Annotated in this window: 29 protein-coding genes; 23 read left to right on the top strand and 6 right to left on the bottom strand. The window is 35.9% G+C overall.

Features of this window, described 5'->3' with window-relative positions:
- Positions 1–44 precede the first annotated feature (44 nt).
- Positions 45–182, bottom strand: coding sequence for a small, acid-soluble spore protein L (sspL, locus tag IQI_RS03740; RefSeq protein WP_064091397.1), 138 nt, complete (start codon positions 180–182; stop codon positions 45–47).
- 117 nt (positions 183–299) lie between these two features.
- On the opposite strand from sspL, the gene IQI_RS03735 reads away from it, so the two are divergent.
- Both IQI_RS03735 and IQI_RS03730 read left to right on the top strand, forming a co-directional pair.
- Positions 300–788 (top strand): divergent PAP2 family protein, encoded by a 489-nt coding sequence (locus tag IQI_RS03735; RefSeq protein WP_064091396.1) that lies wholly within the window; start codon positions 300–302, stop codon positions 786–788.
- A 34-nt stretch (positions 789–822) separates the two neighbouring features.
- Complete coding sequence (locus tag IQI_RS03730; protein WP_064091395.1) at positions 823–1,089, top strand: DUF6123 family protein; 267 nt, start codon at positions 823–825, stop codon at positions 1,087–1,089.
- 88 nt (positions 1,090–1,177) lie between these two features.
- On the opposite strand, the gene IQI_RS03725 is transcribed toward IQI_RS03730, so the two are convergent.
- Complete coding sequence (locus tag IQI_RS03725; protein ID WP_064091394.1) at positions 1,178–2,095, bottom strand: DMT family transporter; 918 nt, start codon at positions 2,093–2,095, stop codon at positions 1,178–1,180.
- A 13-nt stretch (positions 2,096–2,108) separates the two neighbouring features.
- Positions 2,109–2,495: a reverse transcriptase-like protein gene (locus IQI_RS03720; RefSeq protein ID WP_064091393.1), complete on the bottom strand. Its 387-nt coding sequence runs from the start codon at positions 2,493–2,495 to the stop codon at positions 2,109–2,111.
- A 355-nt stretch (positions 2,496–2,850) separates the two neighbouring features.
- On the opposite strand from IQI_RS03720, the gene IQI_RS03715 reads away from it, so the two are divergent.
- On the top strand, positions 2,851–3,546 hold the full coding sequence (locus tag IQI_RS03715) for a reverse transcriptase-like protein (protein WP_328585726.1): 696 nt from the start codon (positions 2,851–2,853) through the stop codon (positions 3,544–3,546).
- Between the two features lie 75 nt (positions 3,547–3,621).
- Positions 3,622–3,798 (top strand): zinc-finger domain-containing protein, encoded by a 177-nt coding sequence (locus tag IQI_RS20115; protein ID WP_064498963.1) that lies wholly within the window; start codon positions 3,622–3,624, stop codon positions 3,796–3,798.
- Positions 3,799–3,893: 95 nt separating this feature from the next.
- Here IQI_RS20115 and cspD read toward each other — a convergent pair whose 3' ends face one another.
- On the bottom strand, positions 3,894–4,094 hold the full coding sequence (gene cspD / locus IQI_RS03710; protein WP_064091392.1) for a cold-shock protein CspD: 201 nt from the start codon (positions 4,092–4,094) through the stop codon (positions 3,894–3,896).
- Between the two features lie 410 nt (positions 4,095–4,504).
- Here cspD and IQI_RS03705 point away from each other — a divergent pair, with 410 nt between their 5' ends.
- The 5 genes from IQI_RS03705 (at position 4,505) to mntR (ending at position 8,884) form a co-directional block, all read left to right on the top strand.
- On the top strand, positions 4,505–5,443 hold the full coding sequence (locus IQI_RS03705; RefSeq protein WP_064091391.1) for a metal ABC transporter solute-binding protein, Zn/Mn family: 939 nt from the start codon (positions 4,505–4,507) through the stop codon (positions 5,441–5,443).
- An 18-nt stretch (positions 5,444–5,461) separates the two neighbouring features.
- Positions 5,462–6,208: a metal ABC transporter ATP-binding protein gene (locus IQI_RS03700; RefSeq protein ID WP_064091390.1), complete on the top strand. Its 747-nt coding sequence runs from the start codon at positions 5,462–5,464 to the stop codon at positions 6,206–6,208.
- Between the two features lie 16 nt (positions 6,209–6,224).
- On the top strand, positions 6,225–7,520 hold the full coding sequence (locus IQI_RS03695) for a metal ABC transporter permease (RefSeq protein ID WP_064091389.1): 1,296 nt from the start codon (positions 6,225–6,227) through the stop codon (positions 7,518–7,520).
- The gene (locus IQI_RS03690) at positions 7,510–8,385 is read left to right on the top strand and encodes a metal ABC transporter permease (RefSeq protein WP_064091388.1); all 876 of its coding nucleotides are present in this window, start codon (positions 7,510–7,512) and stop codon (positions 8,383–8,385) included. Before IQI_RS03695 ends, IQI_RS03690 begins: the two co-directional genes overlap by 11 nt.
- 82 nt (positions 8,386–8,467) lie before the next feature.
- A complete protein-coding gene (gene mntR / locus IQI_RS03685) occupies positions 8,468–8,884 on the top strand; it encodes a transcriptional regulator MntR (RefSeq protein ID WP_064091387.1) in 417 nt (138 codons plus the stop codon).
- A gap of 76 nt (positions 8,885–8,960) precedes the next feature.
- Here mntR and IQI_RS03680 read toward each other — a convergent pair whose 3' ends face one another.
- The gene (locus tag IQI_RS03680; protein ID WP_064091386.1) at positions 8,961–9,179 is read right to left on the bottom strand and encodes a DUF3892 domain-containing protein; all 219 of its coding nucleotides are present in this window, start codon (positions 9,177–9,179) and stop codon (positions 8,961–8,963) included.
- 195 nt (positions 9,180–9,374) lie between these two features.
- On the opposite strand from IQI_RS03680, the gene IQI_RS03675 reads away from it, so the two are divergent.
- Complete coding sequence (locus IQI_RS03675) at positions 9,375–10,049, top strand: class I SAM-dependent methyltransferase (RefSeq protein ID WP_064091385.1); 675 nt, start codon at positions 9,375–9,377, stop codon at positions 10,047–10,049.
- Positions 10,050–10,117: 68 nt separating this feature from the next.
- On the opposite strand, the gene IQI_RS03670 is transcribed toward IQI_RS03675, so the two are convergent.
- A complete protein-coding gene (locus IQI_RS03670; RefSeq protein ID WP_064091384.1) occupies positions 10,118–11,251 on the bottom strand; it encodes an MGDG synthase family glycosyltransferase in 1,134 nt (377 codons plus the stop codon).
- 224 nt (positions 11,252–11,475) lie between these two features.
- On the opposite strand from IQI_RS03670, the gene IQI_RS03665 reads away from it, so the two are divergent.
- The 13 genes from IQI_RS03665 to IQI_RS03605 all read left to right on the top strand — a co-directional run bounded on the left by IQI_RS03665 (position 11,476) and on the right by IQI_RS03605 (position 24,685).
- Entirely contained in the window at positions 11,476–13,164 is a 1,689-nt protein-coding gene (locus IQI_RS03665) for a formate--tetrahydrofolate ligase (RefSeq protein WP_064091383.1), read from the top strand.
- A 43-nt stretch (positions 13,165–13,207) separates the two neighbouring features.
- Positions 13,208–13,696: a hypothetical protein gene (locus IQI_RS03660; protein WP_064091382.1), complete on the top strand. Its 489-nt coding sequence runs from the start codon at positions 13,208–13,210 to the stop codon at positions 13,694–13,696.
- 51 nt (positions 13,697–13,747) lie between these two features.
- Positions 13,748–14,611, top strand: coding sequence for a DegV family protein (locus tag IQI_RS03655; RefSeq protein ID WP_064091381.1), 864 nt, complete (start codon positions 13,748–13,750; stop codon positions 14,609–14,611).
- A gap of 136 nt (positions 14,612–14,747) precedes the next feature.
- Positions 14,748–15,395, top strand: coding sequence for an HD domain-containing protein (locus IQI_RS03650; protein ID WP_064091380.1), 648 nt, complete (start codon positions 14,748–14,750; stop codon positions 15,393–15,395).
- Positions 15,392–17,281 carry an ABC-F family ATP-binding cassette domain-containing protein gene (locus IQI_RS03645; RefSeq protein ID WP_064091379.1) on the top strand — a complete coding sequence of 630 codons (1,890 nt, stop codon included), beginning with the start codon at positions 15,392–15,394 and terminating at the stop codon, positions 17,279–17,281. Before IQI_RS03650 ends, IQI_RS03645 begins: the two co-directional genes overlap by 4 nt.
- 80 nt (positions 17,282–17,361) lie before the next feature.
- Positions 17,362–18,510 carry a conserved virulence factor C family protein gene (locus tag IQI_RS03640; RefSeq protein WP_064091378.1) on the top strand — a complete coding sequence of 383 codons (1,149 nt, stop codon included), beginning with the start codon at positions 17,362–17,364 and terminating at the stop codon, positions 18,508–18,510.
- Between the two features lies 1 nt (position 18,511).
- A complete protein-coding gene (locus IQI_RS03635) occupies positions 18,512–18,946 on the top strand; it encodes a BrxA/BrxB family bacilliredoxin (RefSeq protein ID WP_064091377.1) in 435 nt (144 codons plus the stop codon).
- Positions 18,947–19,388: 442 nt separating this feature from the next.
- Positions 19,389–20,165 (top strand): class I SAM-dependent methyltransferase, encoded by a 777-nt coding sequence (locus tag IQI_RS03630; RefSeq protein WP_064091434.1) that lies wholly within the window; start codon positions 19,389–19,391, stop codon positions 20,163–20,165.
- Between the two features lie 301 nt (positions 20,166–20,466).
- Entirely contained in the window at positions 20,467–21,057 is a 591-nt protein-coding gene (locus IQI_RS03625) for a YpjP family protein (protein WP_064091376.1), read from the top strand.
- A gap of 761 nt (positions 21,058–21,818) precedes the next feature.
- Entirely contained in the window at positions 21,819–22,499 is a 681-nt protein-coding gene (locus IQI_RS03620) for an anthrax toxin lethal factor-related metalloendopeptidase (protein ID WP_082892575.1), read from the top strand.
- 19 nt (positions 22,500–22,518) lie between these two features.
- On the top strand, positions 22,519–23,313 hold the full coding sequence (locus tag IQI_RS03615) for a thymidylate synthase (protein ID WP_064091374.1): 795 nt from the start codon (positions 22,519–22,521) through the stop codon (positions 23,311–23,313).
- The gene (locus IQI_RS03610; RefSeq protein WP_064091373.1) at positions 23,310–23,795 is read left to right on the top strand and encodes a dihydrofolate reductase; all 486 of its coding nucleotides are present in this window, start codon (positions 23,310–23,312) and stop codon (positions 23,793–23,795) included. Before IQI_RS03615 ends, IQI_RS03610 begins: the two co-directional genes overlap by 4 nt.
- A 167-nt stretch (positions 23,796–23,962) precedes the next feature.
- Positions 23,963–24,685 (top strand): lysophospholipid acyltransferase family protein, encoded by a 723-nt coding sequence (locus IQI_RS03605; RefSeq protein ID WP_231893379.1) that lies wholly within the window; start codon positions 23,963–23,965, stop codon positions 24,683–24,685.
- Positions 24,686–24,709: the final 24 nt, after the last annotated feature.

Raw genomic sequence — 24,709 nt, 5'->3', positions numbered from 1 at the left:
TCCGTCCCTCTTTAAAGAGGGACGGACACTTTTTTAGTGGTTAATTATTTTTTATTTGATTTCTTTGCTGCATTTTCTAATTTGCTCTTTGGCTCGATGGCAAATTCGGCATCTTGTGAAATTCCTTGTGGATTTACACTCTTTGCTCCTTGCCCCTTATTTTTATTATTTCCCTTTGTCATGTTGATTCCTCCATAAGATATAGTGTGTTCTCTGTATTTATTTTGGCTATGTGTTATTTAAATTATCCTATGTGAAATGAATTTTAGGACAAACTATTGGAAAAGGGAGGTGTTAGGATGAATAAAGGAATTGTAACAGCACTCTTAAGTATAGTCTTAGCACAAGGACTAAAAATACCACTTCATTTTTTGAAGAAAAAGGAATGGAAACCTCAACTTTTTTTTCAAACAGGAGGAATGCCAAGTTCCCATAGTGCAGGAGTTGCATCATTAACCACGTTTATTGCATTGAGCAGAGGATTTAAGACGATTGATTTTGCTCTTTCGTTTGTGTTTGGCTTAATTGTAATGTACGATGCGCAAGGAATAAGAAGACAAACAGGTGAACTAACGCTAAAAGTGAATAGCTTAGATGATCTTGTTCGTAAAGCACATGAAAAAGAGTCTGTTGAGTTTGAAGAAAAGAAACCACAACGCTTGAAGGAAATGCTAGGGCATCAGCCTCAAGAAGTTATTGGTGGAGCATTTTTGGGGTTGCTAATGGGGGTTTTAGGTTTTCTCCTCACAAAAAAGGATAGGCAAAGGAAGAAATATTCTGTAAGATAATAGATGATAATGTTCCAATAAGGTGAGGAGAAGCGTGAAAAAAACAACCGAAGATTTTCTTATTGATTTAGAAAACAAAGGATTCAAGTTTCAAGAAGACGCGATTGGATTTATCTACTTTGGAAAGAAGTATACGGATGCTTCAGATGAACTGGTCAATTGCGCCATTGAAATAACATTGAAAGCACAAAAACAATTTGATAGTAGCTTTTATATGTCTATTTTGGAAAGATTACATTCACAAAAGATTTCAACGCGTGAAGAAGCTTTGAGTTGGATGGTGAATCAAGGATTGGCATGAGAATGTAAAATCATAAATGCCTATATGTTCTTGCATGGATTTACATAGAAAAAGGAGAGCCTCTAAAAAGGTCTCCTTTTTTCTATTTTTAAGAGGAAAAGCTATCTTTTCTTTTTTTTCGTATTTTAAAAATCAAATTCTTCAGTGGTAGCTCTGATAAAAGCATTCCCAGTGCAATAAATAGACAGCCAATAATAGCCCAAGGTCCTAATAATTCTCCTATCCAAAAATAGGAGCATAGAGCGGCAAATACTGGCTCCATGGTGAAAATGATTGCTACTCGTGAAGGGGAAGTAAAGCGTTGAGCGAAGGTTTGTATAATAAAAGCGAAAAGTGTAGCTAGTATTGCAGTGATCAAGAGTACACTTATTACGTCTTTTTTATAAATCATATTAGAATGAATGCTTATGAATGGCTTTTCGAAAACCAATGAACATACACTCGATAGTATACTAACCGTAAATAATTGTACGGTAGTAATGACAAACAAGGAATTTTTCTTTGTAAAGATATCAGTAAGAATGATGTGAAAGGCAAAACCAAATGCACATATAAAAACAAGGGCATCTCCTTTATTAAATGATTGCGTATGGCCGGTCATAAGTAAATATAATCCGGTTACTGCTAAGAGAGATCCTATGAGAGCTCCGAAAGAAGGCTTCTTTTTAACTAGTAAGTAAACTAAAAAAGGAACCAAAACCACACTTAATCCAGTAACGAAGCCTGCTTTCGAAGGAGTTGTATATAATAACCCCAATGTTTGGAATCCATAGCCTATAAATAAAAATATCCCTAATATCATTCCGTGGATGAGGCCTTTCTTCGTTAGCTTCGACCTAGTGAACATAAGGAAGATAGCCAATGGTGTGGCCGCTAAGAAAAATCTAATTCCATTAAATAATAATGGAGGGATAAACTCAATCGCAGATTGTACCATAACAAATGTAGATCCCCATATAAAAGCAACTAATAACAATGACAGGTCAGCAAAAAGTTGTTTATTCAAAAAATATCCTCCATTAATTCAGATGAATAGCTTTTCTTGCTAATTCATCAGCCACTTTATTTTCTTTGCTGGGCACCCATTTAATAAAAAATAAATCCATCTGCCTCGTTAAATTTAGTATATCGGTAAGGAGCTGTTTATAGGTATTATTTCGTACATATCCTTTCTCAATTGCATGAACAACTGCTTGAGAATCACTCCGAAACCAAATCAATTCATCTTTTTTTTCTAAACAAATTTCCAATGCTTTTTTGCATGCAGTAAATTCCGCTTCGTGATTGTCCATTATGCCTAACGGTATGGAGAAATGTTCAACTTTTCCATTCTCTTTCACTGTAATTCCAGCACCACTTGGTCCAGGATTTCCTGCACTGGCCCCATCAATATGTACTTCAAGCATAATTTCACCTCAATTATATATGTATGAATAACATCATGTTAGCATAATAAATGGTTATAGATTCATCATGATGTTTTTATTGCATCGTTTTAGGGAACGATTTGCCTAAGAACACTACAAGAAATAAAAAGTAAATGGTGATAATAAAGCAAAGATTATTGTTTTATAGAATGAGTGTTGTCAATGGCTCTTTCAACCAGTGTGAGCTAAATGGTGAGACTGAACCGTCCGCCTCGGTGAAAAGGGAGCATCCTGTAGAGGAAATCAACTACTACTTTCTTCTCGAAATTGCAGTTAAACTTTAAGGAAAGAGCCTAATAAAACAATCGTACTAATTATACAAATAAAGGTTAACATGAACAATAAAAATGAAGTAGGGAAGTGTGATGAAAAAATGAACATGAAATTAAAATATAAATATAAAAGTAAGACAACATCAAAAATATGGTTTGAATCGACTTGGTTCCCGCGTAAAGAAACGTTAATTCATGTTGATGATCTTATGAAGACGGGAAGAATTATTGACATTGAAATTATTGATGAAATGGAAAATGCATGGACACGAAAAGAATTTATCAAACTTAATGAAGAGCTTGACAAAGAACCGCAAAATATCGTTGTCTATTTTGATGGAGGGTTTGATTTAGAATCAGGTCTCGCAGGTGTTGGTATAGTAGTTTATTATGATAAAGGAGATGAATCCTTTAGAATACGGCAGAATGAACTTTTAGAAGGAATCGAAAATAATAATGAAGCTGAGTATGCTGCTTTACATAATGCTTTGCGTTTATTAGAAGAAATTGGAGTTAAAAATAGTCCCTGTACAATCAAAGGTGACTCACAAGTAGTCTTAAAGCAATTAGATGGTGAGTGGCCATGTTTTGAAGATGGTTTAAATTCGTGGCTGGATAGAATTGAGAGCAAAATAAAGGAACTAGGACTAAAAACAAAGCTGGTTTCTATAAATCGAAAAGAAAATAAAGAAGCGGATAAACTTGCAAATCAAGCATTACAAGGAATGAAGGTACAGAGTCACAAACGAATAGAATAATTTATATGTCTATTATATACTCTATAATTAAGAAGAAAGATTAGTTAGCATGTGAAGAGCTTTAGGAGTGATTGAATGGATCGAAAACAAGTGGTGGATAAAGTAGATGAGTTAATTGATACCTATTGTAATGAATGCTTATTGAAAGCACATTTTCGAAAAGAATATGGTAAAACATATGCTCACCGCTTTTGTATAGAGCAATGTACGATAGGAGAACAAATACGCCATTATGGAAATAAGCTATCCTAGTCAGAAAAAATAAACGGAAGAATATTTCATTGATTTTTTAAAAAAAGCGGACGATACAATGTATCGTCCGCTTTTTTTATCTATTGGTAGAAATATTATAATTTAACTACGTTTGCAGCTTGAGGTCCGCGGTTACCTTCAACAATTTCAAATGAAACCTCTTGACCTTCTTCTAAAGACTTAAATCCTTCTCCAGAAATAGCTGAAAAATGTACGAATACATCGTCTCCACCTTCAACCTCAATAAATCCAAAGCCTTTTTCATTATTGAACCATTTCACTTTACCATTTTGCATTTTTCGAATCCTCCTAAATCTTTCGAGCACTATGTGCTACTGGAAAATATTTATCAAGAATTGAGAGGGAAAAGACCTCTCGCCTCGATGATGTCTTTACTATACAATATGAGAATTTTTGAGTCAACATGATCCATTTGAAATTGCTAATTTTTTAAAACATGGGTACTTTAAGCGATCATTTCTCTCTTCTAACAGGAGCATTTCTAAGAATACGGCAAAAAAGATAACAAAAGTAAGTTTATGTATTGACAAAAATTGAATAAGGAAATAAAATTTGCACTAGGGAAACTTTTGTAGCTTAGTAAAAAAATAATTTCTTATGTAAAAAAAAGTGAACACACTTAACACTTTATGAATAATAATGTGTATTAGAAAAAATGGATGGATTTTGAGAGGAGAGAGTGAGAATGAATAAAAGACTTTTTGGGTTGATAGGACTAATATTTGTACTAATGGGAGCACTCATTTTAAGTGGGTGTGGATCTAACCTGGGCAGTGAAAATAATGGAGATAAAGTCGTTGTGACAACTACAATTGGTCAAATCGGTGATGCTGTAAAGAATATCGGTGGAGAACATGTTGAAGTACAGAGCTTGATGGGACCTGGAGTAGATCCTCACCTATACAAAGCGAAGCAATCGGATATCGGAAAACTTCAAGAAGCGGATATTATCTTTTATAGTGGCCTTCATTTGGAAGGGAAAATGCTTGAGATCTTTGAAAAAATGAATGAGGAAAAACCAACATATGCAATTGCTGATAGCATACCAAAGGATCAACTTCGAAAAGACGTACTAGATAAAACTGCAACAGATCCTCATGTATGGTTTGATATTGATTTATGGAAAATTGCTCTTGAACAAGTCCGAGATGGATTGATTAAACAAGATCCTGAGAACAAAGAAGATTATATCAAAAACACAGAAAAATATTTCGCTGAACTTGATAAACTCAAAGACTATGCGTCATCGGAACTTGCAAAGGTACCGGAAGAACAACGAGTTCTCGTTACCGCACACGATGCATTTAATTACTTTGGAGCGAAGTACAATTTACAAGTAATGGGGTTACAGGGCTTAAGTACGGATGCAGAGTATGGGTTGGCAGATGTTCAAAATCTTGTTGATACGTTAGTGGAGAGGAACATCAAGGCGGTATTCGTAGAATCAAGCATTTCTGAAAAGTCAATTAATGCTGTGATTGAAGGTGCTAATAATAAAGGACACAAAGTAACGATTGGCGGAGAATTGTTCTCAGATGCTATGGGCAAAGAGGGAACTGAAGAAGGAACATATATAGGAATGTATAGACATAATGTTGAGACGATTGTAAACGCACTGAAGTAAGCTAAAAGGAGGATTATTATGAATGCAGTTGAAATTAAAGGATTAACCGTTGCATATCATCGGAAGCCCGTGTTAATAGATGTTGAGTTTTCAGTTCCTAAAGGGAAACTTATAGGAATTGTAGGACCGAACGGAGCTGGAAAGTCAACGCTCATTAAAGCGATTTTAGGTTTAATCCCAAATTCATCAGGCGACATCAAAATATTTGATCAGTCATATTCTCCCAAAAGTAAGATAGTAGGATATGTACCGCAAAGAGGCTCGGTAGATTGGGATTTCCCAACCAATGCCCTTGATGTGGTATTAATGGGAAGGTATGGTCATGTGGGTTGGTTTAAGAGACCCTCTAAAAAAGATGTAGCATTTGCAATGGAATGCTTAGATAAGGTGGGTATGACTCAATATGCATCTCGACAAATAAGTCAGCTATCCGGTGGACAGCAGCAGAGGGTATTTTTAGCCAGAGCTCTTGCACAAGAAGCTGAAGTGTATTTCATGGATGAACCGTTTGTTGGGGTAGATGCAGCAACGGAGAAGGCAATCATTTCATTATTAAATGAGTTAAAGGAACAAGGGAAAACGGTGCTTGTCGTCCACCATGATCTTCAAACAGTTCCAGAGTATTTCGATTGGACACTTCTATTAAATCGAAAAACAATTGAATATGGACCAACAAAAGAAGTTTTTACAGTAGAAAATCTCCAGTTAACTTATGGAGGGAAATTATCTTTCCTTGAGAGAGATCAAATGTTTATTAATCCATAGAGAGGGGGGGAAGTAGATGAATCATATTTGGCAATCGATTTTATCAGATGGTAATACCCAGTGGGTTTTATTTAGTACCCTTTTACTAGGAATAGCAAGTGGCGTATTAGGTAGTTTTGCATTACTAAGAAAACAGAGTCTGATTGGAGATGCAGTAGCTCATGCAGCTCTTCCAGGAATATGCTTTGCGTTTATGTTTATAGGAGAGAAGAATTTTTTTGTCCTTCTCATTGGGGCTGCTGCAACAGGGTTGCTTGCAGCATATACAATTCAGTTAATTACGTTCACAACTCGAATTAAAGAAGATACGGCAATATGTTTAGTGTTGTCTGTATTTTTCGGTTTAGGAATCGTTCTACTTACTAAGGTCGCACAAATGCCTACAGGAAATCAGAGTGGATTAGATGATTTTATCTTTGGGCAGGCAGCGTCTTTAGTTGGAAGAGATGTTCAATTAATGGGATTTACAGCGATTACATTGATTGTTGTCACTACACTTTTATTTAAAGAATTTAAAGTGAGCACATTTGATCCCCAATTTGCAAAAGGAATTGGTCTTCCTGTTGGTTTTCTTAATTTCCTCTTCGTATCGTTATTGGTTGTAACGGTTGTTATTGGAATTCAGGCTGTAGGAGTCATTTTAATGGCAGCGATGCTTATTACACCAGCTATTTCAGCAAGGTACTGGACAGACTCACTAAGTAAAATGGTTCTGATCTCAGGAATAATAGGTGGGCTTTCAGGTGCGGTAGGAACATTAATCAGTACTCTTGGAAAAGGCTTATCAACAGGACCGTTTATTGTATTAACAGCTACAGTCATTTTCGTTTTCTCTATCTTACTTTCACCAAGTCGAGGGATAATCTCAACATTAGTCAAGAGAATCAAGAACGATGATCGCTTAGCTACACGATTCATTCTAAAGAAAGTGTATTTAGTGGAGAATCAAACGGTTAATGAAGAGCTGTTGTATACAAAAAGCAACCTTTCTCAAAGAAGGTTTAACCGCATTACCAAGGAATTAGTGAAGCAGGGTTATCTTAAAAAGACAGAAAAAGAATTGTCCATTACAAAAGTTGGATTAATAAAAGCAGAGCAATGTAGCTTTGTAGATGAAATTTTAGAACTGAAAGAAATGTATCCGAGTGAACTCGGTACACTTGATTTGAATTGGATTGAAAGGCAAGAAAAAGAGGCTGTTACCAAGGAACAACTATTCAAGCTTCAATCGAAAATGTCAGAGATTTATCGCCAACATCCTTTCTTAAGTTTAAAAGTGGATAGAAGAGGGGGGCAAGGATATGAGCTATGAATTTTGGATTCTACTTACAGGTAGTTTAGTTGGGTTATCCTGTGGAATTGTCGGTTGCTTCTTAATACTAAGGAAAATGTCTATGCTGGCAGATGCAATCAGCCATACCGTACTTCTTGGCCTTGTCATGGCATTTATCGTAAGTCAAAGTATGAATGGATTTTACATGTTGATTGGAGCAGTCATTGCAGGACTCCTCACAACGTTTATGGTTCAATTATTAAATTCCGGCGGTATTCAAGAAGATGCAGCCATAGGTGTCGTTTTCACATCTTTATTTGCATTAGGTGTTATTCTGATTTCAATATTTGCGAAGAATGTTCATTTAGACGTTGAGCATGCTTTAATGGGGGAAATCGCATTTGTACCCTGGAATACCGTTGCTGTTCCTCTGCTTGGAAATATACCCAAGTCAGTGGTTATGTTAGGATCTATTTTCATCGTCGATATCGTCGTGATTGTATTACTGTTTAAAGAGTTAAAATTAACTTCCTTTGATCCAAGCATGGCTGCTGCTATTGGAATTCCTGTATTGATTGTTCATTACATCCTAATGGGGCTCGTATCTGTTACAACCGTTTCAGCCTTTGATAGTGTTGGAGCCATATTAGTGGTTGCAATGTTAATTGCTCCTGGTGCAACTGCCTACTTAATCACAGATCGCTATAAAGTGATGTTGCTATTAAGTGGTGGAATAGGAGTTTTAGATAGTATCATAGGATATTATGGAGCAAAAATGTTTGATGTTTCCATTTCAGGTGCAATGGCAGTAGCTGCGGGACTAGTATTTCTTGTAGTATGGATTCTTTCCCCACGCTATGGATTGCTGTCTATTTGGTTGAATCAAAAACTCACTCACGAGTAAGTTTTAATATGCTTGGGTTGTATTACTTCTATTCTTATAGTAAAATTTTTAATGATATTTATGGGAATTTGGAGGGTACAGAATGCCTACACCAAGTATGGAAGATTATATAGAACAGATTTATATGTTGATTGAGAATAAAGGTTATGCAAGAGTATCAGATATCGCCGAAGCTTTATCTGTCCATCCCTCCTCCGTTACCAAAATGGTGCAGAAGTTAGATAAGGATGATTACCTCGTTTATGAGAAATATCGTGGTCTTGTTCTAACTCCAAAAGGTAGTAAAGTTGGAAAACGTTTAGTATATAGACATGAGCTATTAGAACAATTTCTTAGAGTAATTGGGGTAAAAGAAGAGCATATCTATGAAGATGTTGAAGGAATTGAGCATCACTTAAGTTGGGATTCCATCGATCGAATTGGTGATCTTGTTCAATTCTTTGAAGAAGAAAAAAAGAGAATTGAAGAACTACGAGTAATTCAAAGTCGCAACGAGTAATAAGAGAAAGGACTGAATGGTAATAATCATTTCAGTCCTTTTTACTTGTTTGAGCTAATTTTTTAAAAAACAGAAATTAGAATATCGTTGGATATTCATTAAAACTGGTATCATTCAAACCCTCACTAGTTAATTCACTTTCTCCCCATTCATTTTCAAGGACTGCAACACCTTGTAATAGGCCTTCAGAGGCTTCTAACACTGCTTTTCTATAGGAGATGATTCTACCGGTAGAGGTTTGAAAACTAATAACTTCACCAAGATAGTTTCGTTGGACTTTTGTGATTTCTTCCATAAGAGCTGTTCTCCTTTCATGTTGAGTATGTAGGAATAGTATGGACAATTTATATGGTAATCATAAGAGGAAAAGGAAAAGATGTAGGTTATTCAAACGAACAATTATAAAGAAACAGCTTGGAAAAAGAAGGACTTTTAGCTCTAATTAAGAATTTAAATTAGAGAGAAAGAAATAATAATTTGAGGTGTAAAAATGGATCAATCAACATGGCATAACAGTGCAAAAAATCTTTGGGATTCAAACGCAGAGAATTGGCATTCGAAGAGTGTAGAAAACTGGTCAAACGGAAGTAGGAAGAAAATCATTCCTTTTTTTAGTAAACATATAGATAAAGGGTTAAATGTAGGTGATTTAGGATGTGGAGATGGCTATGGATCTTACCTTTTATTCAAAAACGGATATCAAGTGACAGGGATGGATTTTTCTGAACAAATGGTTGAGATCGCGAAAAAACAAGAAAAAGAAGGATTAACGTTCATTCAAGGAGATTTATCTTCACTCCCGTTTGAAGATAAACGATTTCAAGCAGTGATGGCTATTAATTCGATTGAATGGACTGAGACACCACTTCATACACTGAACGAAATCGAAAGAGTGGTAGATACTGGAGGCTTTATTTGTATAGGTTTACTTGGTCCTACTGCTCACCCGAGGGATAAGTCTTACCCTAGACTATACGGGGAAGATTTTATCTGTAACACTCTGATGCCCTGGGAATTAGAGAGACTTGCGAGTGAAAAAGGATGGAAGAAAGTTGATGAGGAATGGGTATATAAAAAAGGAGTCAATGATACATTGACTGAATCTCTTTCAAATGAATTAAAACAGGCTCTTACATTTATGACTTTATTTATGTTTAAAGTGTAAGGGAGCCTATGAATTTGTCCTTCCCTTCGGAAATGGATAAAGGGAAGGACAGTTGTTAAGGTTTCCGTTTACACTCTCCTCTTCCTGATTGTTTTGTTTCCCTTTTGATGAGTTAAAATGTCAACTGCGATTGAAGGACAAGCATGTTTATTATAAAGAGAGTATATTTGGTTTGATAAACGATTACGTATTTTTTCATCAAATAAACATTTATTAATATTGTCCAACAATTCTTCTTTATTTTTATAGGTTAGAGCGGCAGATTGCTGTAAAAAGTAGTTTGCATTTTCAAGTTCTTGGCCAGGTGTGGGCTTAAATAAGATAATAGGCAACTTTAATGAAGCAGCCTCAGTTAAAGATAAAGCTCCTGATTTTGTAACTAGACAATCGGTCATTGAAAGAAGTTTTTCTATTTTGGGTACATAACCAAGGATGACAATATTTTTGTTCCAATTCGTTGCACACTCATTTAAGTGCTTACGTAACACATTATTTTTACCACACACAACGGCAACTTGAATTTTCTTGTTCTGAGATAACGAGTTCAATAGGGGTTCTAAATTAGGGATAAGTCCTAATCCGCCACCCATAATGGTAACGGTTTTTTTGTTTTTATTTAGATTAAATTCATGTTTGGTATTAGGTTGTAGGTGTTGGAAATTAGATCGAATGGGTATGCCGCTAACTAGTATTTGATGATCATTTACTCCGTAAGATATAAGAGTGTTTTTGACATATTCTGAAGCAACATAATATTTTTCTATTTTTGGATGTACCCAAAGGGGATGTGCACAATAGTCAGTTATTATGGTATAGGTAGGAATCGTTAATGTTGAACGCAAATAAGGTCCAGCATGAAGTGGGAACGTTGTAATGATAAGGGAAGGATGATAGACATTAGCTAACTCCATTAATCTCTTTTTTCCAAGATGCTGATAAAAATAGCTTAGGCCTCTTGAGGATAATTTATCTGTACCATAATAAAAAGCTTTATAAAAAGGTGCACCAAACTTTGAAAATCCTTTTTTAAGTAAATTTTGAGCTAACGAATGAATCGCGGGATAGGCTTCACCATAAAGGTCACACACGTGAACTTGGGAATATCCTTTTGCTCTAAATTCATTGGCAATAGTCTGGGCTGTTTGAATATGTCCTTCCCCAAAATGTGAAGTTAAAATTAAAATGGACTTTTCTTGTCGCAATCGTATACCCCCTGAAAAAAGGTAAATGAGTAAAATTTACAAGTTTAGCCTGAATAGAATTTCAGTGTTATAGTAGGCTTTTGGTGTACAATATAAACTAGATAACCATATAGTTAGAGTACAAATTCAATGTAAAGTACGTATAAGGAAAATAAGGTATTTTTGTAAATGATTTTTCAATTTTTTTATCATACATAAAGATTGAAAACGGTGGAGGTACATACATGACAACAACTAAGAATATGAAACCAGATATACAAATTGCCCAAGAAGCAAAGCTCCTTCCTATATTAGATATTGCCAGGGAGATGGGACTTAAAGAAGATGATATTGAGCTTTACGGGAAATATAAGGGGAAAATTTCATATGAAGCTATACATAATTTAAAAGATCATTCCGATGGAAAACTCATTTTAGTTACTTCGATCAATCCAACTGCCGCTGGTGAAGGGAAATCAACGGTAACAGTAGGACTTGGAGATGCTCTAAATCAATTAAATAAATCAACCATTATCGCCATGAGAGAACCCTCATTAGGTCCAACTATGGGGATGAAAGGTGGGGCGACAGGTGGAGGTTACTCTCAAGTCTTGCCCATGGAAGATATCAACCTCCATTTCACTGGTGATATTCATGCTATAACGACAGCAAATAATGCATTAGCTGCTTTCCTTGATAATCACCTTCATCAAGGAAATGAGTTGAATATTGATTCAAGAAAAATTGTCTGGAAACGAGCTCTGGATATGAATGATCGTGCCTTAAGGAAAATTGTTGTAGGTTTAGGTGGACCAGTTCAAGGAGTTCCACGAGAAGATGGCTTTGACATTACAGTGGCTTCAGAGATTATGGCTGTATTATGTTTATCTAATGATTTAGAGGAGTTAAAAGCAAAGCTGGCTCAAATGGTGGTAGCCTATTCCGATTCTAATGAACCAGTAACTGTTGGTGATCTTGGAGTAGAAGGTGCTTTGACTCTAATATTAAAGGACGCCTTAAAGCCAAATTTAGTTCAAACTATCGGTCAAACACCTGCTCTGGTTCATGGTGGACCTTTTGCTAATATTGCCCATGGCTGTAACAGTATCATGGGAACAAAAACTGCCTTGAAGCTTGCTGATTATGTAGTCACAGAAGCAGGGTTTGGTGCGGATTTAGGAGCAGAGAAATTTTTAAATATTAAATCACGAATAGCTGGGATCTCTCCAAATGTTGTAGTCATTGTGGCAACTGTTCGTGCATTAAAGATGCATGGTGGACAACAGAAGGACACGCTTCACATTAAGGATGTTGATGCATTGAAAAACGGCCTATCGAATCTAAAGAAACATATGGAAACGATAGCTGAATTTAATGTACCATACGTGATTGCAGTCAACCGCTTTGATTCTGATAGCGATGAGGAGATAGCTTTACTTATTAACTGGTGTGAACTTCAAGGTGTTCAGGTTTCGATAACAGAAGTATGGGCAAATGGTGGAGCAGGGGGAGTAGAACTGGCTCAAAAGGTGTTGATAGAAATAGATAAAAATAAGAATGAATACAGTCCACTGTACAATCTTTCAGATACCCTTCAGAGCAAAATTGAAACGATTGCTAAAAAGGTTTATGGAGCACGGGGAGTAGAATTTACTGGTAAGTCAAAAAAGCAACTCAAACAATTTGAAGAGCAAGGGTGGGGTTTGTTACCAGTCTGTATGGCAAAGACTCAATATTCATTATCTGATGACCCATCGAAACGTGGTAGACCGGAGGACTTTACCATCACGATCCGAGAGCTTCAACCGAGAATTGGAGCTGGATTTATCATTGCTTTAACAGGAGAAGTAATGACGATGCCAGGTTTACCTAAAAAACCTGCTGCCCTTAACATGGATGTAGATAAAGATGGCAAGGCTCTAGGATTGTTTTAACAGGGGTAAACCTAAATAATAAAAGTTGTATGGAGGGAGAAAGATGTTTGATCCAACCGCTTTTGACAACTTAAAGGTTGTACTAGAAGGAGCAGTGTATGATCAAGATCTTACGGGTGAAATAGAAATAATTGACCGGAAAGATTTATTTGATTTTGCTCATTATGAACGTTGTTATCAAATTCAATATTGTCTACCACAAAACAGAAATGTTTCCATCATCCTTCAATTAAAAGCAAATATGGGTCATTTTTTAGCAGAAAGAAAAATGATGACAGATAAAAATAAGGCTGGTGCTGAAATAAAAATTATTTATATTGGCAGTGAAACGTTAAGTAATGAGAGAAGCACACTAGAAGAAACTTGGGGAATGGATAAAAGCTGGGAATGGAGAAAAGTGGAGTCCACCCTGCATCCCTCTAAAGTAGAAGGTGTGTTAACATTTAATAGAGTCATTACAGAAGAAATGGTAGATGATCTTTTTCAAATGATTTCCTTTTCAGTGAAAACGTTAGGTGAGATGGACAACTAGACTTCTAGCAAAGGTATAAGTTCATATAAATGTTAAAAAGGGGATTTTACAATGAAAATTGCTTGGGTAACAGATAGTACTGCTTACGTCCAAAATCGTTCAGTTAGTAAAGAGAACCATATTTATATTGTTCCAATGAATATTATTTTTGGAGAAACAGAATATCAAGATGGCGTGGACCTATCTCTAGAAGAATTATTTTCCAAGTTAAAAGAGGAAAAGGTAGAAGTGAAAACATCTCAACCTTCAATTGGAACGTTTAAAGAATTATTTGAACAACTTTCACTAGAGTATGACTATATAATCTCAATCCATGTATCTTCTCATTTTAGTGGTACTTTTTCATCTGCTTATCAAGCAGCAGAGCTTTTAAAAGAATCGGTGCCGAACATTTACTGTATAGATTCAAAGACTCTGTCCAATCCCTTAACAGAACTAATCATGTTTGGTCAGAAACTGCAAGCAATTGGTAAGAGTCCTGAAGACATTAAGAAAGCTATTGAGAAAAAATTAGTTACCGGTGAGGTATATGTAATGGTCGGGAGCTTAGAGCAACTACATAAAAGTGGTAGAATGAACGGTTTGTCTTTCTTTTTAGGAAGTGTGCTTAACATTAAACCCATGCTTTCAATCCAAGACGGAAAACTAGAGGTCAAGGATAAAGTAAGAAGTATTAAAAAAGGGTTAAGTAGAATGAGTGACCTTTTAGATGAAGCATTAAAAACAAAGAATATTACTAACGTTTCAGTATTACACGGGTTAAATCGTAATGAAGCATTGGACTGGATAGAGGAATTGAGTCATGCATATCCAGATATCCAATTCGGTGCCTATCCATTAGGAGCCGTCATTGGGGTACATGCTGGAGCGAATACAATAGGGATTAGTTGGTTTGAAGAGAATATTGAGATATAGAAAAAAGGAGAGAACGATAAGGTTGATGATCTTATCGTTCTCTCCTTTTTTAGAGAAGAACAATATTTGTCAAATTCCCTTTTCTTATCTTAGGGTGCCTTTTTTGTTACAATAGTATAGAAGGTGAGGAAGATATATGAATCGAACAGAATTAGGAAATGTAATGAAGTTCTTAAAGAGTGAATATCTTTCTGAGTGTACTGGCCATGATTGGTATCACCTTGAACGTGTTAAGGATCTTTCACGTATAATTGCTATGAAAGAAAACGTCACAAATTTACATATAGTTGAGCTTGCAGCTTTGCTTCATGATATCCCTGATGAAAAATTAAATTCATCTAAAGAAGCTGGAGATGAAAAATTAGAAAAAATCATTTCAAGCTTATCTCTAACACTTAAGGAGAAAGGTCAGCTTATTTCTATTATTTATTCTATCTCTTTTAAAGGCGGAAACGAAGCACCTTTGACTTCTCTTGAAGCTAAAGTGGTAAGAGATGCAGATCGACTGGATTCCATAGGTGCAATTGGTATCGCCAGAGCATTTGCCTATGGAGGATATAAAGGTCAGCCGATTTATGACCCAAATATTAGTGTCAGGAAAGAAATGACTGTAGAAGAATATAGAAATGGAAAAAGTTCGAGTATCCATCACTTTTATGAAAAGTTATTGAGAATAAAAGATTTAATGTGCACTGAAACAGGCAGACAACTAGCAGAAGAACGTCATACATATATGCTTCAATTTTTAGAGCAATTTTATAAGGAATGGAATGGTCAAGAATGAGAATGTTAGCAGCTGAGAATCTATCAAAGACATATGGTGAAAAAACCCTCTTTAAAGAGATTTCATTTTCTATTAACGAAAAAGAGCGAGTCGGTCTTATTGGTGTAAATGGAACAGGTAAGTCGAGTTTATTAAAACTCATCGCAGGAATAGAAGAATATGATACTGGTGAGCTAACCATGCCAAATGATTACCAAATTTCGTATTTACATCAAGATCCTGCTTTTGATGGAGATCTCACTGTTATTCAGCAAGTGTTTCGAGGTGAAGCCAAAATCATTCAAGCCATGAGGCAATATGAAATGGCATTAATGAGCTTGGAAAGACATCCTGAGGACCCTGGTGTTCAAGATAGGTTATTTGAAGCTCAAAAACAAATGGATGTCCTTCATGCCTGGGATGCAAATGCAAATGCAAAATCTATTCTAACTAAGTTAGGGATTGAAGACTTCTCTAAGAAAATGAAAGAACTGTCAGGTGGTCAGAAAAAGAGAGTTGCCCTTGCAGGCGTTCTTATTGAAACCCCTGACTTATTGATTTTAGATGAGCCAACAAACCACCTTGATTATCAGTCAATTAAATGGCTTGAAGATTATTTAGGGAAATATAATGGCTCAGTGTTGATTGTTACCCATGATCGATATTTTTTAGATAAAGTGACAAATAGAATTTTTGAGCTGGATGGGGGAAGGTTATACTCCTACAAAGGGAATTATGCATCATTCATCGAAGCTAAAGCATCCAGGGAAGAGACTGAGCGTCAACTGTCTGAGAAACAGCAGAACTTATACCGAAGAGAACTTGCTTGGATGAGAAGAGGAGCAAAAGCTCGCTCAACAAAACAAAAAGCTCGTATCCAACGATTTGAAAATTTAGAAGACAATATGAAATCAGGACCTTCAAATGGCCAGGTGGACATGGCAATAGGGGGCAACCGTTTAGGGAAGCAAGTATTTGAACTAAAGAATGCCACTAAGACATTTGAGAATAAGGTGATTCTAAGTGATTTTAACTATCTTATCAAACCTGGTGACCGTATAGGGGTAGTTGGTAAAAACGGGAGTGGTAAATCGACACTCCTTAACATTCTAGCTGGTACAGATGAGCTTTCGAGTGGTGAGTTAATAAAAGGACAAACAGTTAAAATCGCATATTATACACAGGACCATGAAGAATTAGATGAAAGTATGCGAATGATTGAATACATTAGAGAAGCTGGGGAATATATAACAACTGAAAAAGGTGAGCAAATTTCTGTCACATCTATGCTGGAACGATTTTTATTTCCTATGAGTACACACGGTACCCTCATTCGGAAACTATCTGGTGGAGAGAAGCGTAGGCTGTTCTTGCTCAGGCTATTAATGTTAAAACCGAATGTTCTCTTACTGGATGAGCCTACAAATGATTTGGACACAGAAACCCTGACAGTGTTAGAAGATTATATACAAGAATTTGGTGGAGTGGTTGTAACCGTTTCACATGATCGCTATTTCCTGGATAAGACAGCAGAACAATTACTTGTCTTTAATGGAGAAGGTCATATTGAATTCTATTATGGAGAATACACGGACTATTTAGAGAAGGCAGAAGCAGAGCAAAAGCTGCAAGAAAGTCAGAAAAAGCAAGTCGACACAACGACAAATGTGTCTAAAGATAAAGACAAAAAGAAAAGACTTTCCTATATGGAAAAGCGTGAATGGGATGAAATTGAAGATAAGATAGCAGCAATAGAAGGAAAGATTGAAGATGTAGAAACAGAACTACAAAGTGTTGGCAGTAATTTTGAAAGAGCACAGCAGTTAATGGATGAAAGCCAAACGTTAAATAATCAACTAGAACAACTTATTGAACGATGGACGTATCTTTCAGAGTTGGCTGAGTAATGCTCTTCGCTTATTACATGTGAATGTCTATGTTAAACTGAATACAAAGTGATGACTTTCGAATCGAAAGGGGAATTATTTTGAAGATAAAATCAATTGAGCCTACACCTAGCCCCAATACAATGAAAGTTCTTCTAAATGAAGAACTACAGGCAGGGAAAAGCAATAATTATAAACAAAATCAAACAGAAGGTGCACCCTCTGTCATTAAAGAAATCCTAAACATAGAGGGTATTAAAGGTGTTTACCATGTAGCGGATTTTTTGGCAGTAGAACGAAATGCGAAATTTGATTGGGAGGAGCTTTTACCTCATGTGAGAAAGGCATTTGGTGAGGAAGCTTCAGACCATTCTGGTCAATCTCATATGGAGGAACACTTTGGAGAAATAAATGTTTCAGTCCAAGTGTTCAAAGAGATTCCTATGCAGGTCAAAGTCACTGATGGAGAACAAGAAAAACGATTCTCACTACCGGGTTCATTTCTCGAAGCCATTAGTCATGCTCAAAAAGAAGGTGACAATGTAGTGCTTCTTAGAAAGTGGAAGGACTATGGAATACGTTATGGTGATTTAGATGAGATAGGGAACAGTGTAATTGAAGAGTTAGTGGCTGCATATCCACCATCCAGACTATCAAGCATGGTAGATAGAACTGAAGAAAAAAATCAGCAGCTTCAGCATTCTCAAAAGAAAAAACAGAAGGTATCCTTAGAGGAATTCAACGCCCCTGATTGGCAAACAAGGTACCAACTTCTTGAATCAATGGACGATCCCTCTATTGAAGATCTTCCTCTATTAGAAAAGGCTCTTGAGGATGAAAAAGTTTCCATTCGTCGCCTTGCTGTTGTATATTTAGGAATGATTGAAGATGAAAACGTTCTTCCATTATTATATAGAGGCCTTACTGATAAGTCAGTAACGGTGCGAAGAACAGCTGGAGATTGTTTATCAGATTTAGGTTATGAAAGTGCTATGCCGGAAATGGTTAAAGCCTTAAAGGATAAAAGTAAGCTTGTTAGATGGAGAGCAGCTATGTTTCTATATGAGGTAGGAGATGCATCTGCATTACCAGGATTGAAAGAAGCGGAAAATGATCCAGAATTTGAAGTGAAATTACAAGTAAAAATGGCAATTGAACGAATTGAAGGCGGAGAGGAAGCGAAAGGCTCAGTTTGGAAACAAATGACTGAAGCTCGTCATACAGAACCATCATCAGGGAGGAATGAATAGAATGTCAATGGCATATGAAGAATACATGAGACAGTTAGTTCAACCTATGAGGCAAGAACTTACACAAGCAGGTTTTAAAGAGCTTGGAACAGAAGAAGATGTTCAGAAATATATGGAAAACACAGAAGGCACAACTCTCGTAGTAGTAAATTCAGTATGTGGATGTGCAGCAGGGTTAGCGAGACCGGCTGCCACCCAATCCATTATGAATAATGAAAAAACTCCTGATCACCTTGTGACCGTTTTTGCTGGTCAAGATAAAGAAGCAACAGCTAAAATGAGAGATTATTTTGAAGGATACGAACCATCTTCACCTTCAATGGCACTATTAAAAGGAAACAAAGTAGTTCATTTTATTCCACGTGAAGAAATTGAAGATCATGATATTTCTTCTATTATTAATAACTTAACAACCGCATTTAACTCACATTGTTAATTAGCTTAGACTATTAAAAAGAGGCGGATGACTTAATTAAGTCACCCGCCTCTTTATATGTTACGATAAAATATAAAAAGATGAATATGATCAGGTGATTTTTAATGAAGGCTCTTATATTCATGCTCTTTTCGTAATGATTGTTGTTTTATAAAACAGGATCTGTAAGGCTCTGGTATATACTGAAAGGTGAGGGGAACTGCATCGCTTCCGGGGTCGTTAGCACGCCCGTTTTTCCATAGGAAAATACGCAGTTCCCCTAACCACAACAACCACTACTGTTCCTTAATAGCCACAAAGTTTACGAAAAGAGCCTTTCTCAAAGATTGATTTAAAATGATATAAGGTATGATGTCACTCCTATTAAGGAGAACATCCCCTCGCTTTCTCATACGGAGAAATGAAAGGAATTCCTCTTAGCCTGACAAAGGAGAATAGAATGGTGTTTGTAACAACATGTGGAAAAGTAAATCCAGAAGTGATAAGAAAAGCAAATCAAACAGCAGAGGAACTGGGTCTTTCTTATATTCCTAGAAATAAAAGGTCCATTCCAGATCACATGAATGAATATGATCAAGATTGTTTGGTTATTGGAAAAGAAAGGGCAGAATTATACACGAGAGAAGGAAAAAGTGACCCATTTTTCTTTCATCCAAATTCAGCATCTTTCCGAATTAAAAGAGTACTAAGAAATGAAAGTGATCCCCTCATTGAAATAGCAGAACTTGAGGAAGGAATGAGCTTTCTTGATTGTACATTAGGATTAGCATCAGACAGTATTATCGCCAGTCATGTTTGTGGTGAAAGTGGAGAAGTAGTAGGTATAGAGGCTAATAAGTATATTTCACATATTATTGCAAAAGGTTTGAAGGAATGGAAATCACCACTTCGTGAACTAAATGAAGCTATGAGTAGAATCACCGTTATGAATGGTTACTTCGAGGAAGTATTACGATCATTTCCTGATAATCGATATGATGTAGTTTATTTTGATCCAATGTTCGAAGAAGCACTTACAGATTCAAATGGAATTAATCCAATACGAAATTGGGCCCATTATTCTGGTTTATCAAATGAGGTGGTAACACAAGCGAAGAGAGTAGCGAAGAAAAGAGTCATTTTAAAAGAGCATTACCAGTCTCCGCTATTTGATAAATTGAATTTCAAAGTGCAAAAGAGACCTTCGTCTAAATTTCATTTTGGCGTCATTACTGTATAGAACTTCGTGCGTAGTTGTTAGGGATAATAAAATAGACAGGCGTCAAATAGCCTGTCTAACGTTAGATTAGGAGTACATCAATCTGTAAATCCTAGTACCACAAAATAACCTAATAGAAGTAAGTATCCAATGTTAATCATAATTCCAGTATCCATCTAGTTATCCTCCTTACTAAATATCCTCTATAATATACTACCACATAAATATTTTTATATCCTACAAAAAAATGAAACCTTTTTCACTTTTTGTACGTAAAAAATAGTATAATAATAGACGTAATACATATGAAAGGACGTTATCTATGTCAATCTGGCTAAGAAAGTCGTTTTTTATACTATTATCTATTCTAACATTTGGTCTTGTTTCTCCATCACAAGCCTTTTTAAATGAAGATAGTCATACTCTAGCAAAAAGTAATGGCAAACCTTCCACTGTTGAGTCTACTCGAGAGGAAGAGCTGGAAGAAGAGTCAGTCATTTCACGTGAGGCATTTATAGAGAGTATGGTGGTACAAGCTGAAAAAAACGCTTATGAAAAGTTTGGGACTAAGATTAAACCTGTCATCGAAAACGAGTTTAAATCTTTCATCCTTCCAAAGATTGAGAAGGCTATAGTTGAAACAGCAACTCAATTTCCAGAAGAAGACTTAACGTCACTTATCATTTCAGAAGTACCACAATACGCTAAAACTGAAAAGATTTTTCATATATATGATAATCGTTCAGGTGAAGATGTTATTCGTTTTCACGTTCGAAAAGACAACCCTCCTAAAGAAGGGTATTATTTTAACTTTCACTACCACACGGTCCATGATCAATTTCAAGCACATCATGACTTAGGAAATATATATTGGGATAAAAATACACCACCCCAATGGAGGACTGTTTCTTAATCCTATAAATCGGTAAAACAAGTGCGCTCGTCGAATGCACTTGTTTTATTTTTGGGTTCTTTTGGTAATGTTTGTTGCTTTTAAGGGAAAGTAGTGGTGGATTTTCATCGCCTTCCGCGGGGCGTGAGTTGAGCCTCCTCGGGCTAAGCCCTGTGGGGTCTCACTTGTCTAGCCCCTCGAGGTCATAAGCTAAATGGTCCAAGAAGGCAAAGAGCGCCTTCTTAGGCCCATTCATCTTATGCTTGTCGTGGCTGTGCGAGCCGCCTCCGCTTTTCGTACCTTCCCGCTATTCCCGCAGGAGTCGAGCACCTTCCGTTCCAATCAATTTACTAAGCGAGAGTTTCTTTGTAATAGGTAATATTATTACCTACGTTTAAAAGAACAGCATTATTTAAAGTGTTCATCGGTTGATATTAACATGTAAAAAAAAGTCTTTTCTTTTAATTTGTTTTTCCCTATTAAGCTCTGTCACACAAACCTATCTAATATGGTGAGGGGAACTGCGTAGACTCCTGCGGAAAAACGGGCGTGCTAAAGACCCCGGAAGCAAAGCAGTTCCCATCACCATTCAGTAAATACTGGTTGACAGAGCCATGCAGATCCTGTTTTATAAAACAACAATCTTTACGAAAAGATCTTTCTTTTTTAAATAGAACTGGAAAGAATCTATTCTTAAATGGATTGATTCATTATGGTAAAATAATAGTTAGAGTGAATTTCGTGATTACTTCTCTCCTAAAGGAGGTACTTTATTGAAACGCATGTTTATTCTCTTCTCCGTTTTCTCTACTATAATCTTCTTATGGCATCAAACTGAAGCCGATTATAGTGGAGTCCTCTTAAAACATTCACCCATAAAAAATCAATTACACTTACAATCCAGCAGTCAACTGGAAAATATGGTGTTGCTACCAGAAGTAAAATATAACAAAGAAGCGGTTAAAGAAATTATTATGAGATTAGATCACATTCCTACTTCTCTTTTGGAGTCTACTAATTCTCAAAATATAAAAATAAGACTGTTTCAAAAAAATTTAACTGATTTTTCTTCCACAAGTCACTTGAAAGGAGTTACTCCTAGGGGGTACACTAATAAAAGTATAACGTGGGATGATGTTCCAGGTATTGGAGGATCTAAGCTTGTATTGGTGAAAATAGGCAATAGTGAAAAGGGTAAGGGTCATAATTCGGTAAACCTTGAATTACATGAATTAGCACACAGCATTGACCGGTTTGTTCTAAATGATTTTTATTCTGATATGACCTTGATTCCAGTTTGGAAAAGAGAAGCCCCGTTATTATTTCCTAATGATACTTACTTTCTTCAATACAAAGAAGAATATTTTGCTGAAACATTTGCTATGTATTTTTTAAACTCAGAAACTAGAAATCTTTTAAAAGAGAAAGCACCAGCTACATTTCAATATTTTGAAGAACTATAAAAATAAAAGGGTGGTTAATGTGAAGCAATATTTAGACTTGTGTAAACATGTACTTGAAAACGGTACAATAAAAGAGGATAGAACCGGAACTGGAACGATAAGCACTTTTGGTTATCAGATGCGTTTTGATTTAAATGAAGGATTTCCAATGCTTACTACTAAGAAGCTGCATTTAAAGTCAATTGTTCACGAGCTCTTATGGTTTTTAAAAGGTGACACGAACGTTAAATACTTACAAGAAAATGGTGTTCGTATATGGAACGAATGGGCTGATGAACAGGGAGAATTAGGTCCTGTATACGGTCATCAATGGCGGTCATGGCCAGGGGCTAATGGAGAGACCATTGATCAAATTACCAATCTAATTCACACGATAAAACAGAACCCTGACTCTAGAAGAATGATTGTCAGTGCATGGAATGTCTCTGATGTTGAAAATATGGCACTACCTCCATGTCATTGTTTATTTCAGTTTTATGTAGCAGATGGAAAACTGTCATGTCAACTTTATCAACGTTCAGCTGATGTATTTCTTGGTGTACCTTTTAACATAGCTTCTTATGCACTATTAACCATGATGGTAGCCCAAGTGTGTGATTTAGAGGTTGGAGAATTCATTCATACATTTGGAGATGTTCACATTTATCAAAACCACTTGGATCAAGTCAAACTTCAGTTATCAAGAGAGCCGAAATCATTACCTACTTTAAAAATAAATTCTGACATAAAAGATCTATTCGGTTTTAGCTTTGAAGATTTTTCCTTAGAGGAATACAATCCACATCCACATATTAAAGGAGCAGTGAGCGTATGATTTCTTTTATATGGGCAATGGATGAGAACGGCTTAATTGGAAAGAATAATGATTTACCTTGGAGATTACCAGAAGACCTAAAATATTTTAAGAAAATAACGGACGGTCATCCCATTGTGATGGGTAGAAAAACATTTGATTCCATTGGTAAGCCTCTTCCTAATAGAGAAAATGTCATCCTTACAAGAAACACTGATTTTAGTCAAAGAGGTTGTATCGTTCTTCATAGAGTTGAAGATGTTCTTCAATTAGCAGAAGCAAATGAGCGTGAAACATTTATTATGGGTGGTAAGGAAGTTTACAGGCAATTCATTCCTTATGTAGACAAACTCTATGTAACAGTTATTCATAATGAATTTGAAGGAGATACATATATGCCCAGCATCCCTTGGGGGAATTTCACTTGCATCTCCTCTGATAAAGGTAAGAGGAATGAAAAAAACCCTTATGATTATGAATTTAAGGTGTTTGTAAGAAAATAAATATTAAGAAAAGGCACTCCAAAAAATTTGGAGTGCCTTTTCTTTTTCGGTAATGATCACAGAGAAAAAAAGTAAAGAGTCTTGAAAAATTGAAATTCTCCTCCATTAGAGAATTTTTTCTTGTATAATAAAGTGAGGAATTTCAAGGAGGATATTTTGTGTTCAGAATGATATATGTTTTAATTTATATGTGTTTATACCTTCTATACAGTATACCCACTCTTTATAAAGTAAAGAGGCTTAGTGGAGTAATGAAGGTAGAAGAAAGAGATCGGATTATACATGAGCTACCTAAGAGATGGTCTAAAGGAATCATGAAAAGGTCAGGTAGCACGGTATATATTACTGGTCAACAATATATTCCCAAGGGACCGGTTTTATTCGTATCCAATCATGTTGGGGACTTTGATATACCAGTACTATTAGGATATATTGAAAAACCATTTGGATTCATTTCGAAAATAGAGATAAAAAAAATGCCGATTATTAGAGAATGGATGGAAATGATATCTTGTATTTTTATCGATCGAAAAAATAGGAAACAAGCAATTCAATCTATTCGAGAAGGTAGCCACCTTTTGAAGAAGGGACATTCTCTTCTAATCTTTCCAGAGGGAACGAGAAATAAGGGAAAGGGTTTAAAAGAATTTAAAACAGGTGGTATCAGGATGGCAAAAGATGCTGAGGTACCAATTGTTCCGATTGCAATTAGAGGAACAGCTTCCATGTTCGAGAACCATTCCTGGGGAATAAAGCCTTCACACATACATGTAGAAGTACTACCGCCAATCCCTGCTGCTTCTATAATAAATAGAGATGTAAAAGAATTATCCTGTGAAATTCAAAGTAAGATACAATCCTCTTTAGATGAGGAAAGAAAAGTTTCATAAACATAAAAAGGCGAACTCATTAGC

It is taken from the genome of Rossellomorea aquimaris TF-12, from assembly GCF_001648555.1.
In the GTDB taxonomy this organism is placed as follows: Bacteria; Bacillota; Bacilli; order Bacillales; family Bacillaceae_B; genus Rossellomorea; species Rossellomorea aquimaris.
This window is presented reverse-complemented; position numbering and strand designations above follow the sequence as displayed.

Bases quoted from the DNA above. Each gene is read 5' to 3' on its own strand.
- IQI_RS03700 (WP_064091390.1), top strand. From the start codon at position 5,462: ATGAATGCAGTTGAAATTAAAGGATTAACCGTTGCATATCATCGGAAG.
- IQI_RS03715 (WP_328585726.1), top strand. From the start codon at position 2,851: ATGAACAATAAAAATGAAGTAGGGAAGTGTGATGAAAAAATGAACATG.
- IQI_RS03665 (WP_064091383.1), top strand. From the start codon at position 11,476: ATGACAACAACTAAGAATATGAAACCAGATATACAAATTGCCCAAGAA.
- IQI_RS03635 (WP_064091377.1), top strand. From the start codon at position 18,512: ATGTCAATGGCATATGAAGAATACATGAGACAGTTAGTTCAACCTATG.
- IQI_RS03650 (WP_064091380.1), top strand. From the start codon at position 14,748: ATGAATCGAACAGAATTAGGAAATGTAATGAAGTTCTTAAAGAGTGAA.
- IQI_RS03690 (WP_064091388.1), top strand. From the start codon at position 7,510: ATGAGCTATGAATTTTGGATTCTACTTACAGGTAGTTTAGTTGGGTTA.
- IQI_RS03605 (WP_231893379.1), top strand. From the start codon at position 23,963: ATGATATATGTTTTAATTTATATGTGTTTATACCTTCTATACAGTATA.
- sspL (WP_064091397.1), bottom strand. From the start codon at position 182: ATGACAAAGGGAAATAATAAAAATAAGGGGCAAGGAGCAAAGAGTGTA.
- mntR (WP_064091387.1), top strand. From the start codon at position 8,468: ATGCCTACACCAAGTATGGAAGATTATATAGAACAGATTTATATGTTG.
- IQI_RS03625 (WP_064091376.1), top strand. From the start codon at position 20,467: ATGTCAATCTGGCTAAGAAAGTCGTTTTTTATACTATTATCTATTCTA.
- IQI_RS03660 (WP_064091382.1), top strand. From the start codon at position 13,208: ATGTTTGATCCAACCGCTTTTGACAACTTAAAGGTTGTACTAGAAGGA.
- IQI_RS03620 (WP_082892575.1), top strand. From the start codon at position 21,819: ATGTTTATTCTCTTCTCCGTTTTCTCTACTATAATCTTCTTATGGCAT.
- cspD (WP_064091392.1), bottom strand. From the start codon at position 4,094: ATGCAAAATGGTAAAGTGAAATGGTTCAATAATGAAAAAGGCTTTGGA.
- IQI_RS03735 (WP_064091396.1), top strand. From the start codon at position 300: ATGAATAAAGGAATTGTAACAGCACTCTTAAGTATAGTCTTAGCACAA.
- IQI_RS03705 (WP_064091391.1), top strand. From the start codon at position 4,505: ATGAATAAAAGACTTTTTGGGTTGATAGGACTAATATTTGTACTAATG.
- IQI_RS03680 (WP_064091386.1), bottom strand. From the start codon at position 9,179: ATGGAAGAAATCACAAAAGTCCAACGAAACTATCTTGGTGAAGTTATT.
- IQI_RS03695 (WP_064091389.1), top strand. From the start codon at position 6,225: ATGAATCATATTTGGCAATCGATTTTATCAGATGGTAATACCCAGTGG.
- IQI_RS03720 (WP_064091393.1), bottom strand. From the start codon at position 2,495: ATGCTTGAAGTACATATTGATGGGGCCAGTGCAGGAAATCCTGGACCA.
- IQI_RS03655 (WP_064091381.1), top strand. From the start codon at position 13,748: ATGAAAATTGCTTGGGTAACAGATAGTACTGCTTACGTCCAAAATCGT.
- IQI_RS03675 (WP_064091385.1), top strand. From the start codon at position 9,375: ATGGATCAATCAACATGGCATAACAGTGCAAAAAATCTTTGGGATTCA.
- IQI_RS20115 (WP_064498963.1), top strand. From the start codon at position 3,622: ATGGATCGAAAACAAGTGGTGGATAAAGTAGATGAGTTAATTGATACC.
- IQI_RS03645 (WP_064091379.1), top strand. From the start codon at position 15,392: ATGAGAATGTTAGCAGCTGAGAATCTATCAAAGACATATGGTGAAAAA.
- IQI_RS03610 (WP_064091373.1), top strand. From the start codon at position 23,310: ATGATTTCTTTTATATGGGCAATGGATGAGAACGGCTTAATTGGAAAG.